Consider the following 14,076-nt stretch of genomic DNA (forward strand, 5'->3'; position numbering starts at 1 on the left):
GAACAAAGGGTGAGTAGATGACCTACCAGGTCCTGACCGACGAGAGCCCGGGGAAGATGCCGCTCCCGGTGACCCCGTCACAGGTGTGGATCATCTCGACGCTGGAGATCGCCGTCGCCTGGCAGGACGACCACCACCTGATGCTCGTCCACCCGAGCTATCCGCTCGCCGGACAGCACAACAGCCCGCCGCACGACGAGGGGTACTGGGCGCCGCCGTTCGTCGCCTACCCGGTCCCGATCGAGTTCTCTCCCCCCACGACGGCCGGGTCCCTGATGCGGCTCGCCACCGAGGCAGCGGGCCGCATCGACATCGAGCGGGACCTAAACCATCTCGCCTACCAGATGGGCCTGAGAGACACCCAGCTCCGGTCCCGCAGCCCCTTCCTGGAGCTGAAGGTGTCCCCGCGCTCCCCGAGCACGGTGAAGGCGTACTACATCCTTCGGCACGGCCTGGTGGGCGTGGACGCTTCCAGTTCCCGCAACCTCGCCGATCCCGAGCAGCGGCGCGGCTACGTCTTCCTGCCGCTTGGCGGGTATTTGACGGCGACGGAGGTGCGTCCCGGCGAGGAGCACGGCCGCAGTGAGCGTTGGTTCCTCGGCAAGCCGCTGATGAGCAACATCGAGCACGTCCTCCAGGAGGAGATGCGCCGGCTCGCCATCAGTGAGGAAGGCCTCGACGTACCGCCGGAGCTGTTCCACCGCGAGGAGCGCGGTGTGCTGTGCGTGGTGGACCTCGCCGGATACGGAACCGCGCTGCGGTACGCGTTCGAGCACATGCACACCTTCTCCACCACGGCGGACCGGGCACAGGACGAGTTCCGCAGACGGGTCGCGCACGAACTGCACACCATGCTTGGCGACCTCGGGACCACCCAGGCCCAGTTCGCGGGCGACGGATTCGTGGCCGCCTTCCCCGAGCGGGCGTTCACGAACACCACGGCGCTGATCACGAACATCGTCACTCGCTGGGAGGCCCTCGTGGGCCTCATCGAGCGGCTCAACGGCTCCATACGCGCGCCCGAGAAACGCGTGGGCACACGCATGGTGCTTCACCAGGGCGACTACAGCTACGGCCGGATCGCCGGCACCCGCAGTTTTGCCGCCGCCTTCGACGGAACCGCGGTGATTGAGGCGGTGCGGCTGGAACAGGGGCTGGCGACGGCCTCGAAGGAGAGGAGTACACCCATGTTCGCGTCCCTTCCTCGGCGATCGCATCTGATAGCGGTGAGCGAGCAGCTCGCGGAGCAGGTGAAACCCTCGGAGTCGGGGGCGCCGTTCGGCGGCTGGACGGCACTCGGCGAGACAACCCTGACCGCCAAGGAGTACGAGGGCGATGCCTTCGTGTACGAGGTGCGCGCGGCGGAGGCCGAGCGGCCGTCCCCGGTGGGGGAGACGCCGTGACCCCGACTCCGGCCGACGAACCCACGGCCATATCCGGACCAGGCCAGGAGCCCGCGCACCTGCGCTTCCTTGACGAGGCTGCCACTGCGACCGGGGACCTGCTGGCCGGCACGGTGGCCGCGATCCGGGCGGGCCGACTGGGCCGCGGGCTGTGGCACCCCACCGGCTTCGCGACTTTCGAGATCGCCCAAGTGCCGGCGCTGGGCCTCGTCCGTGTCCACTTCTGGCCGGACGGGCTCCGCCGGGGCTTGCCGAGCCACCCGTCCATCCATCAGCACTGCTTCAACCTGTACTCCCGCGTCCTGGCGGGCGAGTACCGGGAGTCGCAGTACGGGGCCGTCGACCCGAGCCGGCATGACCCGCGCGAGGTGCCGCCCGGCGCGCGCCGCCTGCGCGTCTACCAGGTCCGGCCGACGGGGGTGATGGGCAAGGACGAGCTGTACGAGACCGGTGAAGACCTCGACGTGGTCCCCACCCTGCGCGCCGCCCGTTTCCCGGCCGGGACCTGGCACGAGGTCCCGGTGCACACGTTTCACGCCACGCCCATCGCGCGCAACCGCTTCTGCGCCACACTGGCAGTGTTGAGCCTGCCGGTCCCCGGGGCTGCCGACGTCCTGCTCGGCCAGCCGGGCGGGGGTTCCTCGGTCAGTCTTCGACGCGTGGTGAGCGACGGAGAACAGGAGCTGATGCGCCGTCAATTCATCGCTGCCGCGGACTCGGCCGCGCCTGGCTCAGCCGCCCTGGACACCGGCTCCCCGGACCCGCGGTGACCGGCCCGGGACCGGATAGCGCGGAGTTCCGCGCCTACGCGGGCCGCCTGCTGGCCGATGCCCGCGACGAGGTCCGGCAGGCCGATGCCAAAGCGTCCCTGCTGCTGGCCGGGGCGGGGGTCGCGCTCGGGGCGGCCCTCTCCACGGCGCTCACGGGCCGGGTGTACGCCCGGCCCGTGACCGACGCCGCCGCCTGGCTGTGGTGGGCGGGCCTGTGCGCGGCGGTGGCAGGGGTGACGCTCCTCGGCTGGGCCGTCTGTCCCCGTACCCGCCGCACCACGGCGGCCACGGCGCACCTGGTGGGCTACTTCGGTGATGTCGTCGCCCGCCCCAAGGAGTTGCTGGAGGACCGGCTCGTATGGACGCTACGGACCCCGGGCGCCTCCCTCGTCGACCAGATCTACGAGGTGTCGAGAATCGCCGCCACCAAGTACGACCTCATCCGGCGCGCGCTGCTCCTGTTCGGCACGGCGGCCGTGCTCTGCGCCGTCGCCCTGCTGGTGAGCCTGATCAGATAAACAGCGGGATCCGCCCCCCCACGCCGAGGTGCCGGCAACCGCTGATCCGTCCTGGGGCTCGAATGACACGAGCGCGCCCGGCGCTCGTCCTGACCGACCTGCAACGGTGGATCGCCCACCTGCCCCCGGCACTTGGTCGACGGTCCGACGGTGGCGAACGTGCGCGCTGGTCTGCGCGAGCACTGCACCGGGTCGGACGTCGAACCCGGGTCCGACCGCCCGGGCACCGCGATGCACAGCTCGCGACACGGGAGTGTTGCTGGGTCTTGATCGGCATCGAGCGTGTGATCGGTCCTCACCCTCCCGGCAACCAGAACGAACCTTGCGCCAAGTCCGCCGTCGGTGGCGCGCCCACCATCACCGACGGCGTCGAGCATGTCTTTGCTCGCATGGAGACCTGGAAGATCTTGTGCGACTCCTGCCCGACGGGAGACGGTGTTCGCGACGTCATGCAGGGCATCACCCGTCGGCAGAACCTCCCTCTCGCCGAGTAAGCGAACGGACCGTACAGAGCAGGGCGCTGCTCGCACTATGCGAAGATCATTTACGGGGGAGCGCTCAGGGAATCACCACGATCTTCCGCCCCACCCCCGCCGCGAACTGCTCCAGCGCCTGCGGATACCGCTCCAGCTCGATCCGGTCGCTGATGAAGATCTCCGGGTCGAGGACGCCGTTCGCGAACAGCTCCGCCGCCCGCTCGAAGCTGTGCAGCACCGCCATGGAGCCGGTGATGGTGATCTCCTGGTTGTAGATGCGGTACGGGTCGATCGACACCCGGGTCGCGTAGTCGGCCACCCCGAACTGCAGGAACGTGCCTGCCTTCGCCACCCGGTCCAGGCCGTCCTGGATCGCCGCCGCGTTGCCGGTCGCGTCGACCACGAGGTCCCAGCCCTGCGGCCGGTCCAGCTCGTCCGCGTTCGCCGCCGAGCCGGAGACCCCGAGCGTGCGGGCCGTCTCCAGGCGGGCCGGGTTCAGGTCCACGATGTCGACGCTCGCCGCGCCGGTGCGCTTGGCCAGCTCGAGCATCATCAGGCCCATGGTCCCGGAGCCGTAGATCAACACATGCGCGCCGAGGCGGGACTTGAGGACGTCGTAGCCGCGCACCGCGCACGACAGGGGTTCGACGAGCGCCGCGTCCTGGGTGCGCACGTGCTCGGGCAGCTTCACGCAGTTCGCCACGGGGGCGACCGCGTACTGGGCCGCTCCGCCCGCCGTGGTGACGCCGATCGCGGCCCAGCGTTCGCAGAGGTTGTTGTGGCCGTTGCGGCACTGCCGGCACTCGAAGCAGTACAGGGACGGGTCCACGGCCACCTGGTCGCCGACCGAGACCTCGGTGACCTGGGTGCCGACCGCGACGATCTCGCCGGCGAACTCGTGGCCCGGCACGATCGGCAGCTTGGGCGCGAACTCGCCCTGGAGGATGTGCAGATCGGTGCCGCACAGCCCGCAGGCGGCGACCTCGACGACGACCTCGCGGGGGCCGGGCGTCGGGTCGGGGACCTCGGTGACGACGGCGCGGCCCACGGACTCGATGACGGCGGCCTTCATTTCACGGCTCCCAAGGAGAGGCCCTGGACCAGCTTGTCCTGGGCGGCGAACCCCGCGGCGAGCACCGGCAGGGAGATGACGAGCGACGCGGCGCACACCTTCGCCAGGAACAGGCCCTGGCTGGTGATGAAGCCGGTCAGGAACACGGGGGCGGTCTCGGCGACCACGCCCGTGAGGACCCGGGCGAACAGCAGCTCGTTCCAGCTGAAGATGAAGCAGATGAGGGCTGTCGCGGCGATACCGGGGAGGGAGATCGGGGCGACCACGCGCGCGAGGATGGTCGGCAGCCGGGCGCCGTCGATCTGCGCCGCCTCGATGACGGCGACCGGGACCTCGGCGAGGAAGGACTGCATCATCCACACCGCGATCGGCAGGTTCATCGAGGTGTAGAGGATGACCAGGAGCCAGATGTTGTCGAGCATCCCGGCGTTCTTCGCGAACAGGTAGATCGGCAGCAGGCCCGCCACCACCGGGAGCATCTTCGTGGACAGGAAGAAGAACAGGACGTTGGTCCACTTCTTCACCGGGCGGATCGACAGCGCGTAGGCCGCCGGGAACGCCAGCACCAGCACGAACAGCGTCGAAGCGAGCGACGCCACCAGAGAGTTGACGAGCGCGGGCCAGGGGCTCGCGCCGCCTCCGGTGCCGAAGAAGTCGCGGTAGCCGTCCAGGGTGAGGGCGGCCCCGAAGGACGGCGGATTGGTCGCCGCGTCCGACTCCGAGTGGAAGGACGTCAGCGCCATCCAGGCGATGGGCAGGAAGAACACGATGCCGAGCACCCAGGCCACCAGGCCGAGGCCGGCGCCTTTGCGGCGGGCACGCGCGCGTACGGCGACACTGCTCATGCGCGGGACGCCTCCTCACGGAACAGGGACGACACGACCCGCAGGGCGAAGGTCGCGATGATGATCGAGCCGATGACGACCAGGACGCCGGCCGCCGAGGCGAGGCCGTTCTCGTGCGCCTGGTAGAAGCTCTGGTAGACGGTGTAGGGCAGGTTGGCGGTGCCCAGGCCGCCGGACGTGATGGTGAAGACCGCGTCGAAGTTCTGGACGATGTAGATCGAGCCCAGCAGGGCGCCGAGTTCGAGATAGCGGCGCAGGTGCGGCAGCGTCAGATAGCGGAAGACCTGCCAGTCGCTGGCGCCGTCCACCTTCGCGGCCTCGATCTGCTGGTGGTCGCGGCTCTGCAGCCCGGCCAGCAGGATCAGCATCATGAACGGCGTCCACTGCCACACGAGCGACGCTTCCACGGCGAGCAGCGGGGTGTTGGAGATCCAGTCCGGCTGTGGGCCGCCCACATAGTGCAACAGCCCATTGAACAGGCCGTATTCAGGGTTGTAGAGCACATGCTTCCAGAGCAGGGCCGCGGCCACCGGCACCACCAGGAACGGCGCGATCAGCAGCGTGCGGACAAAACCCCGGCCCTTGAACTTCCGGTCCAGGAGCAGCGCGAGCAGCAGCCCGAAGACCAGGCTGGCCAGCACCACCGCCACGGTGAGCAGGACGGTCGTCCACACCGAGTGGCGCAGGTCCGCGTCGGTCAGCACCTGGTGGTAGTTGTCGAGACCGGTGAAGTGCCGGGCCTTCGGGTAGAGCGCGTTCCAGTCGAAGAACGAGATCACCAGCGTGGCCACGAACGGGAGTTGGGTCACGACGATCATGAAGACCAGGGCGGGGAGCAGCGGGGCACGGGTGGCCCAGGCGCGCAGTCGGTCCGAGGGCTGCCGCGCGGTACGGGTCGGACTGGTGGCCAGTGGGGCCGTTGTCGTGGCGGTCATCGTCCCTCGTACTCCTTGGAGATCTGCTCGGCGAGTTTCTGGGACTTCTTCAGGGCCGAGTCGACGGACTGCCGTCCGGCGATGGCCGAACTGATCTCCTGGGAGACCTTCGTACCGAGGTCGGTGAACTCGGGGATGTCGACGAACTGGATGCCGGGCGCGGGCCGCGGCTGCACGCCGGGGTCATTGGGCTTGGCGCCCTCGATGGCGGCCTTCGTCATCTCCTGGAAGGCGGCGGCCTCCTTGACGTAGTCCGGGTTCGTGTACGTCGAGGAGCGCTTCCCGGCCGGCACGTTGGACCAGCCGTCCGTGTCGCCGACCAGCTGCTCGTACTGCTTGCTCGACGCCCAGGACACGAACTTCCAGGCCTTGTCGGAGTTGTGGGACGCCTTCTGGATGCCCCACGCCCACGTGTACAGCCAGCCCGAGGACTTGGTCTTCTCGACCGGCGCCGGGACGTAGCCGATCTTGCCCTTCACCGGGGAGCCCTTGGCCTCCAGCGAACCGGCCGCGGAGGTGGCGTCGTACCACATGGCGACCTTGCTCTGCGTGATGTTGTTCAGGCACTCGGCGAAGCCGGACTGGGCCGCGCCGGACTCGCCGTGCTTGCGGACCAGGTCGACATAGAACTTCGTCGCCTGCTCGAAGCCGGGGGAGTCGAGCTGCGCCTTCCAGTTCTTGTCGAACCAGGTCCCGCCGAAGGTGTTCACGACCGTCGTCAGCGGCGCCATCAGCTCGCCCCAGCCCGGGAGCCCGCGCAGACAGATCCCCTTCATGCCCGGCTTCGCGCCGTCGACCTTCGCGGCCAGGTCGGCCACCTGGGTCCACGTGGGGTGCGGGGGCATCGTGAGGTTCTTCGCCGCGAACACGTCCTTGCGGTACATCAGGAAGGACGACTCACCGTAGAACGGCTGCCCGTAGAGCTTGCCGTCGTCCGCCGTCAGGGACTCCCGCATCGGCTTGAGGATGTCCTGCTCGTCGTAGGCCTTGTCCTTCGCGACGTACGAGTCCATCTCGTGCAGCCAGCCGTTGCGGGCGTAGATCGGGATCTCGTAGTTGGAGAGGGTCGCCACGTCGTACTGGCCGGCCTGGTTGGCGAAGTCCTGGCTGATCTTGTCGCGGACGTCGTTCTCCGGCAGCACCGTGAAGTTGACCTTGATGCCGGTCTCCTTCGTGAAGTGCGGGGCCAGCTTCTGGAGTTCGGTCATCTGGGGGTTGTTGACCATCAGGACGTTGATGGAGTTGCCGCCGGATCCGGCGCCGCCCGCTCCGACCCAGCAGCCGGAGAGCAGCGGGGCGAGCAGCGTCCCTACGGCGGCCAGGGCGAGCGTGGCTCGCGGCGGCCGTCGTCGGCTCTGGGTTCGCATGGATCGCTCCTGCAGTAAGGGGAGTTGGATTTATGGGGTGACAAAGGCGTCGCCGGACATGGCTGCGCCCTGGTAGTGACTCGGTTGGGATTTCACACGGCGTTCTGGACGCTCGGGGAGCTCTAGACGCGGATGACCTGTGGCCCCAGCAAGGAGTAGCGGTGGGCTTCGGCCGACGGGAGGAGCGTGCTCGTGACGATCGTCTCCAGGGCGCCGATGTCGGCGAACCTGCAGAAGCTGACCGCCCCGAACTTGGTGTGCACCCCCGCGAACACGGTGCGCCGGGCGGCGCGGATGGCCTGCGCCTTGACCTCGCTGACGGCGGGGTCGGGCGTGGTCAGGCCGTGTTCGCGGGAGATGCCGTTGGCGCCGATGAAGGCGAGGTCGAGGACGAAACCGGCGAGCATCTTCGTCGTCCAGTGGTCCACGGTGGCCAGGGTGCCGTGCCGGACCCGGCCGCCGAGCAGCAGCACGGAGGTGTTCTCCGACTCGGCGAGCACGCCCGCCACGGGCAGGGACGCGGTGACCACGGTCAGCGGCCGGTCCCTGGGCAGCGCCTCGGCGATGAGCTGGGGGGTGAAGCCCTCGTCGACGAAGACGGTCTCGGCGTCCCCGAGCTGCTCGGCCGCCGCGAGGGCGATCCGGCGCTTCTCGGGGACATGGCTGGTGGCGCGGAAGGCGAGCGTCGTCTCGAAGCCGGCGCTCTCCACGGGGTAGGCGCCGCCATGGGTCCTGCGGACCAGCCCGTGGTCCTCCAGGGCCCGCAGATCGCGCCGTACGGTCTCCTTGGCCACGCCCAGCTCGGCGGCGAGCGCGGTGACGTCGACCGAGCCGGTGCGGCGCGCGACCCGCACGATCTCCCGCTGGCGTTCCTCCGCCGAACTCGTGCTCATGGCCGACACCGCCTTCCCGCTCACCTGGGTACTGCCCGTTCGGGCCCGGTGGGACCCTTGGGGGAAGTTCTACAGCGGGTGCGCGGCACTGACCAGGCCTGTTGCACGCCCGATGCTGCCCGTGTGTGACCGTTTACCGCGCGCGGTGCCCGTCGCGGACCTGCGCGGCTGTGCGCCGAGGCGTGAGATCGGGCAGCGTCCGTGCCCGAACACGGCGAAGGGCGGGCCCGTTCGGCGCCCGCCCGCCGCTCCGGAGTCCCTTTTTCCGTCAGTACGGCCAGATCGGCGGGTCGGTCACGAAGTGGCCGCCGAGGTAGGCGTGCGCCTCGACACCGGGCTTCAGGTCACCCTGCTCGGCGACGAGCTTCTCGGCGTACGGCTCGGAGTCGTCCTGCGGCTCGTAACCGAGCGCCCGCGCGGACGAGAGGTCCCACCACAGGCGGGTGTTGGCGGAGGAGCCGTAGACGACGGTGTGCTGGACGTCCTCGGCGGTCAGGGCCGCGTGGAAGAGGCGGGCGCCGTCGGCGGGGCTCATCCAGATCGACAGCATGCGCACGCTGCTGGGCTCCGGGAAGCAGGAGCCGATGCGCACGGAGACGGTCTCCAGGCCGTGCTTGTCCCAGTAGAGCTGCGCCAGGTCCTCGCCGAAGGACTTCGACAGGCCGTAGAAGGTGTCCGGGCGGTGCGGGGTGTCGACCGGGATCAAGGGGTCGTCGCCCTCGGGCCGCGGGGTGTAGCCGACGGCGTGGTTGGAGGAGGCGAAGACGATACGGGGGACGCCCTCCTGCCGGGCCGCCTCGTACAGGTTGTACGTGCCCTCGATGTTCGACGCCAGGATCTTGTCGAAGGAGGCTTCCAGGGAGATGCCCGCGAGGTGGATGATCGCGTCGACGCCCCGCACAGCCTCGCGGAGCGCCGCCCGGTCGGAGAGGTCGGCGGTGATCGCGTCCGGCTCGCCCTCGATGGGGCGGACGTCCAGCAGGCGCAGCGCGTAGCCGTAGGAGGGGAGCAGCTCCCGCATCAGGGTGCCGAGCCCGCCTGCGGCGCCGGTGAGCAGAACGGTGCGGGGAGCGGGCATCCTCGGTCTCCTTGGGGTCGGCAATGGCTGACTGGCCTCATCCATGAACATGATTCACATTCATGGACACGCTAAGGATCGGCCACCGTGCCCGTCAAGTGTGGCGCGGACCTGGGAAATCCGCTTCCTTCTTGCTCATTTGCCTGCTTGACCCACCGTGAGGCAGATCCTTAGGGTGGGGCTGTTCAGAAATGTAGACGTTGATCAGAAGAACGCACGCGCCTGTTTCAAGGGAGAGCCCGTGACGCCAGCCCCTCTCGCCGACCGGCTCAGTATCCCCAGCGGGCCGCTGTTCTTCCCCGTCACCCCGTACGGTCCCGACGGCTCCGTCGATCTCGACGTCTACCGCGCGCACGTCCGCCGGGGCGTCGAGGCCGGGGCCGCCGCCGTGTTCGCGTGCTGCGGCACCGGGGAGTTCCACGCGCTGCTGCCCGAGGAGTTCGAGGCGGGCGTCCGGGTGGCCGTGGAGGCGACCGCGGGCCGGGTGCCGGTGATCGCGGGTGCGGGCTACGGCACCGCCCTCGCCGTACGGTACGCGCGGCTCGCGGAGGACGCCGGGGCGGACGGGCTGCTCGCCATGCCGCCGTATCTCGTGGTCGCCGGGCAGGAGGGGCTGCTGCGGCACTACCGCGAGGTGGCCGCCGCGACCGCGCTGCCGGTCATCGTCTACCAGCGCGACAACGCGGTGTTCACCCCCGCCACGGTCGTCGAACTCGCCCGCACCGACGGCATCATCGGCTTCAAGGACGGCCTCGGCGACCTCGACCTGATGCAGCGCATCCTGAGCGCCGTCCGCACCGAAGTCCCCGGCGAATTCCTCTACTTCAACGGCCTGCCGACCGCCGAACAGACCCAGCTCGCCTACCGGGGCATCGGCATCACCCTCTACTCGTCCGCCGTGTTCTGCTTCGTCCCCGAGATCGCGCTCGCCTTCCACCGGGCCCTCGCCACCGGCGACGACACCACGGCCAACCGCCTTCTGGACGGCTTCTACCGCCCGTTCGTCGAACTCCGCGCCCAGGGACGGGGTTACGCCGTCTCGCTGGTCAAGGCGGGTGTGCGGATGCGGGGGCTGGACGTCGGCGAGGTCCGCCCACCGCTGACCGAACCGACCGAGGACCACGTCAAGCAGCTGGCCCAACTCATCGAGCGCGGCTATACGTTGATCGAGTCACAGATCGAGTCACAGATCGAGCCACAGGTCGAGCCACAGGTCGGGTCGCAGAGCGAGTCGCGGATCGAGGAGGACGCGTGAAGGCATCGGCGTTCGTCTACCCCTGGGACGTCAACGGCGACCCCGAGGCCGGCGACAGGATCGCCCGACTCGGCGTCCAGCAGGCGACCTTGGCCTCCGCGTACCACTCCACGCGCGCACTGACCCCCCGTCACCCGCGCCACCGCATCGTCACCGCCGAGCACGCGGCCGTGCTGTATCCGCCGGACGACCGTTGGCAGGGACGGGAGTTGAGGCCTTACCCGGCCGGGGACTGGGCGCCGGGCGACGCCTTCGGCGAGGCCGCCGCCGCGCTCGTGGACGCGGGCCTGGAGGTCCACACCTGGGTCGTCCTCGCCCACAACTCCCGCCTGGGCGCGGACCATCCGGACACCTCGGTGGTCAACGCCTACGGCGACCGCTACCCCTGGGCCCCCTGCATCGCCCAGCCCGCCACCCGCGCCTACCTCGTCGACCTCGCCGCCGAGGCCGCCGTACGCCCCGGCGCGCGCGGCACCGAACTGGAGTCCCTCGGCTGGTACGGCCTCGCCCACCTGCACGCCCACGACAAGACGGCCGGAGTCGGGCTCGGGGACGCCGGCCAGTACCTGATGTCTCTGTGCTTCTGCCCGACCTGCCGCGAGGGCTACGGCGAACACGGCCTCGACGCCGAGCAGTTGGCGTCGTCCGTACGCGCCGCGCTGGCACCGGTGTGGCAGGGGGCGCCCTCCGACGGCGGCTGGGCGGGGGTCGGGAAACTCCTCGGCGACACAGAGGCGACCGCCACCCGCGCATGGCGCGACGAACGGGCCCGCACCCTCCAGGAGACGGCGGTCGCAGCGGTCCGGGCCGCCGCACCCGCCGGCTTCCAGGTCCTGCTGCACGCGGACCCGGAGTCCTACCACTGCGGCGCCAACGTCGGCGTGGACCCCGGGCACATCCTCTCGGTGGCGGACGGCGTGGTCGTCCCCTGCGCGGCCGGCACGGGCCTGTTGACGCCATTCGCCGAACAGGGCCGCGAAGGGGCGGTGTTGGCGGCCAACTTCACGGTGGTCTCCGGGATGGGCGGACGGCCGGGATCGCTGGCGGCGGACGCGGAACGGGCCAGGGGCCTCGGCGCGACCGAACTGCGGCTGTATCACGCGGGGTTGGCGTCGGAGGGGGACTTGGCGGAGGTGCGGGGGGCGCTGGCGGGGGGCTGAGGGGCCGCGGCGTTCGGAGCTTGGGCCGGGCCAAGAGTCGGGCCTTGAGCCGGGACCTGGGCTTGAGCGGGTGTGGGTGCGGGTGCGGGTGCGGGTGTGGGCGCGGGCGCCGGGCCCCGAGTCGGCCCCGGCGCAGAGGCCTGCGCCGGGCCATGATCCGAGTGCGCCGGGGTCCGATCCGGTCCCTGATCCGGGCCCTGATCCGGGCCCTGATCCGGTCCCTGATCCAGGCCCTGATCCGTTTCCTGGCCCGGTCCTCGGTCCAGAGCCGCGCCCGCCCCAACCACCCCCAGCCAAGCCCCCGTTGCGAACAACCCCAGCCCGGTCACGAGCAACAGCACCCGGAAGTCGGCCAGTTCGACCATCCCCGCCCCCACCCCCAGCCCGATCACATTCGGTGTGAAGATCAGGGTGTTGGCGGTCGCGGTACCCCGTCCCAGCAGCGGACCCGGCACCTCCCGCTGCACAGCGGTGAACGCGGCGATCAGCACACACGGCAACCCCAGCCCGACCGCCGCACTGCACGCCAACACCACCGCGTCGGACGGCACCGCCCGCGCCGCCACCCCCACCGCCGTGAGCGCGATCCCGGCCGCCCCGAACCGCCGCGCACCGAGCCGTCGTAGCGCGGGCCCGGAGACCAGCCCGACCGCGACCGAGCCGGTCCCCTGGGCCGCGTACAACACGCCTGTGTAGGTGGGGGAGTGGCCCAGGGCGTCGACGATCGCGTAGGTCGTGGAGCTGCTCAGGGAGGCGAGGAACATCGTGGCCCCGCCCGCCAGGACGAGCGAGCGCAGCAACGGGTTCCGCCACAACTCCCTTACGCCCTCGGCGGTTTGGTCCCGCCAGGTGCCGGCGGGGCGCTGCGGCCGTTCCTCCCGTGCGCGGATCAGCAGCCACAGGCCCGCCGCCAGTACGAAGGTGACCGCGTCCAGACCGGCCACCGCGGGCCCGCCGAACGCGGCGTACAGGCCCGCGCCCGTGAGCGGTGCGACGAGCTTCATGCCCTCGACGGCCGTCATCCGCAGCCCGTTGAAGTCGCCGAGGAGGTCCCGGTCGACGACGGCGGCGAGCAGGGCGGACTCGGCGGGGTCCTGGACGACGACGGTGGTGCCGTAGACGAAGAGGACCGTGAAGAGGAGCCACAGGTCGGTGCGCGAGTCGACGGCGAGGAGGGTGAGGAGGAGGGCGGCCAGGCCGAGGTTGGTCCCGATCAGCAGGGGCTTGCGGCGGACGCGGTCGGCGATCGTGCCGAGGGCCGGGCCGCACAGGGTCGGCGCCCACACGGCGAAGGTGCACAGCGCGGCGAGACCGTTCGAATCGGTGAGGTCCTTCACCCACACCCCGGCCGCGAGCCCGAGCGCGGACGAGCCGAAGGCGGACACCACCAGGCCCGCGAGATACAGCCCCGCGTTGCGGTCCCGCAGTATGCGCGTCACCGTCCAGTTTGTCGTCATGCCTGGTCATCGTGGGTCTAAGGCGGGGGAGGGGGCATCGGGCAGGTGCCGTAGAAACGGGGCGGTGGCGGGGGCGTGGCACGGGGAGCGATGAGTTTCGGGCGCACGATCGGTCTACTTAACGGATTCAGCTCACGAGTCCGTTTGACGAGCCCGCTTCACGAGTCCACTTCAGATCAGGTGTGGAGACCGAACCCCCGGAAGGGCAGCGCATGAGTGACAACACGTTCGACTTCGGACCGCAGGCCAGGGTCATCGCCCGGCTCGCGGAGGGCATCCCGGACGAGCGGCTCGGCGACGGGACGCCGTGTCCCGACTACGCCGTACGGCATCTGCTGGGCCATGTGCTCGGCCTGTCCGTCGCCTTCCGCGACGCCGCGCGCAAGGACCTCGGCGCCACGACCGACACCAGCCCGACCCTCGCCACCCTGCCCGACATCGGCGCCGACTGGCGCGCCGAACTCCCCAAGGCCCTCGACGGACTCGCCGAGGCCTGGCGCGACCCGGCCGCCTGGACCGGCATGACCCGTGCGGGCGGCGTGGACCTCCCCGGCGCGGTCGCCGCGGCCGTCGCCGCCGACGAACTCGTCATCCACGGCTGGGACTTGGCCACGGTCACCGGCCAGCCCTACGCCCCCGACCCGGCCGCCCTCCAGGTGTCCTACGACTTCCTCCTCGCGGCCACACAGGACCCGACCCGCGGCGGAGGCATCTTCGGCCCGGTCGTCCCGGTACCGGAGGACGCGCCGTTGCTGGACCGGGCGGTGGGGCTCAGCGGTCGGGACCCGGGGTGGAAGCCGTAGGGGACGCCGAGGACGCGCCGTAGGGGTCGCCGAGGACGTCACCT

At 70.5% G+C, this 14,076-nt stretch carries 12 protein-coding genes and 2 pseudogenes; 7 read left to right on the top strand and 7 right to left on the bottom strand.

The features are described 5' to 3' along the window. Nucleotides 1-17 precede the first annotated feature (17 nt). The 4 genes and pseudogenes from OHT77_RS33780 to OHT77_RS45085 form a co-directional block, all read left to right on the top strand. Nucleotides 18-1,403 carry a hypothetical protein gene (locus tag OHT77_RS33780; RefSeq protein WP_328832210.1) on the top strand — a complete coding sequence of 462 codons (1,386 nt, stop codon included), beginning with the start codon at nucleotides 18-20 and terminating at the stop codon, nucleotides 1,401-1,403. Further along, entirely contained in the window at nucleotides 1,400-2,173 is a 774-nt protein-coding gene (locus OHT77_RS33785) for a hypothetical protein (protein WP_328832211.1), read from the top strand. The genes OHT77_RS33780 and OHT77_RS33785 overlap by 4 nt, the downstream gene beginning before the upstream one ends. Next, entirely contained in the window at nucleotides 2,170-2,691 is a 522-nt protein-coding gene (locus tag OHT77_RS33790) for a Pycsar system effector family protein (RefSeq protein WP_328832212.1), read from the top strand. The genes OHT77_RS33785 and OHT77_RS33790 overlap by 4 nt, the downstream gene beginning before the upstream one ends. A 368-nt stretch (nucleotides 2,692-3,059) precedes the next feature. Next, nucleotides 3,060-3,185: pseudogene (locus OHT77_RS45085) on the top strand (IS5/IS1182 family transposase); the annotation flags it as partial. Between the two features lie 64 nt (nucleotides 3,186-3,249). On the opposite strand, the gene OHT77_RS33800 reads toward OHT77_RS45085, so the two are convergent. The 6 genes from OHT77_RS33800 to OHT77_RS33825 all read right to left on the bottom strand — a co-directional run bounded on the left by OHT77_RS33800 (nucleotide 3,250) and on the right by OHT77_RS33825 (nucleotide 9,357). Beyond that, nucleotides 3,250-4,239 (bottom strand): zinc-dependent alcohol dehydrogenase family protein, encoded by a 990-nt coding sequence (locus tag OHT77_RS33800; RefSeq protein WP_266767455.1) that lies wholly within the window; start codon nucleotides 4,237-4,239, stop codon nucleotides 3,250-3,252. Then, the gene (locus OHT77_RS33805) at nucleotides 4,236-5,084 is read right to left on the bottom strand and encodes a carbohydrate ABC transporter permease (protein WP_328832213.1); all 849 of its coding nucleotides are present in this window, start codon (nucleotides 5,082-5,084) and stop codon (nucleotides 4,236-4,238) included. Before OHT77_RS33805 ends, OHT77_RS33800 begins: the two co-directional genes overlap by 4 nt. Further along, nucleotides 5,081-6,019 carry a carbohydrate ABC transporter permease gene (locus OHT77_RS33810; RefSeq protein WP_328832214.1) on the bottom strand — a complete coding sequence of 313 codons (939 nt, stop codon included), beginning with the start codon at nucleotides 6,017-6,019 and terminating at the stop codon, nucleotides 5,081-5,083. Before OHT77_RS33810 ends, OHT77_RS33805 begins: the two co-directional genes overlap by 4 nt. Further along, nucleotides 6,016-7,386: an ABC transporter substrate-binding protein gene (locus tag OHT77_RS33815; RefSeq protein WP_328832215.1), complete on the bottom strand. Its 1,371-nt coding sequence runs from the start codon at nucleotides 7,384-7,386 to the stop codon at nucleotides 6,016-6,018. The genes OHT77_RS33810 and OHT77_RS33815 overlap by 4 nt, the downstream gene beginning before the upstream one ends. A gap of 122 nt (nucleotides 7,387-7,508) precedes the next feature. Continuing rightward, nucleotides 7,509-8,279, bottom strand: a complete 771-nt coding sequence (locus tag OHT77_RS33820; RefSeq protein ID WP_266767449.1) for a DeoR/GlpR family DNA-binding transcription regulator — start codon at nucleotides 8,277-8,279, stop codon at nucleotides 7,509-7,511. Nucleotides 8,280-8,547: 268 nt separating this feature from the next. After that, nucleotides 8,548-9,357, bottom strand: a complete 810-nt coding sequence (locus tag OHT77_RS33825; protein ID WP_328832216.1) for an NAD-dependent epimerase/dehydratase family protein — start codon at nucleotides 9,355-9,357, stop codon at nucleotides 8,548-8,550. 241 nt (nucleotides 9,358-9,598) lie between these two features. Between OHT77_RS33825 and OHT77_RS33830 the strand changes: the two genes are divergently transcribed. Both OHT77_RS33830 and OHT77_RS33835 read left to right on the top strand, forming a co-directional pair. Next, nucleotides 9,599-10,612, top strand: a complete 1,014-nt coding sequence (locus tag OHT77_RS33830; RefSeq protein WP_328832217.1) for a 5-dehydro-4-deoxyglucarate dehydratase — start codon at nucleotides 9,599-9,601, stop codon at nucleotides 10,610-10,612. Further along, nucleotides 10,609-11,772, top strand: coding sequence for a hypothetical protein (locus tag OHT77_RS33835; RefSeq protein ID WP_328832218.1), 1,164 nt, complete (start codon nucleotides 10,609-10,611; stop codon nucleotides 11,770-11,772). Before OHT77_RS33830 ends, OHT77_RS33835 begins: the two co-directional genes overlap by 4 nt. A 290-nt stretch (nucleotides 11,773-12,062) precedes the next feature. Here the strand turns inward: OHT77_RS33835 and OHT77_RS33840 are convergent. Further along, nucleotides 12,063-13,229, bottom strand: a pseudogene (locus OHT77_RS33840) (MFS transporter); the annotation flags it as partial. Nucleotides 13,230-13,441: 212 nt separating this feature from the next. On the opposite strand from OHT77_RS33840, the gene OHT77_RS33845 reads away from it, so the two are divergent. Further along, entirely contained in the window at nucleotides 13,442-14,032 is a 591-nt protein-coding gene (locus tag OHT77_RS33845) for a TIGR03086 family metal-binding protein (protein ID WP_328832219.1), read from the top strand. The last annotated feature ends 44 nt before the right edge of the window (nucleotides 14,033-14,076 follow it).

The organism is Streptomyces sp. NBC_00252, from assembly GCF_036187565.1.
Classification (GTDB): domain Bacteria; phylum Actinomycetota; class Actinomycetes; order Streptomycetales; family Streptomycetaceae; genus Streptomyces.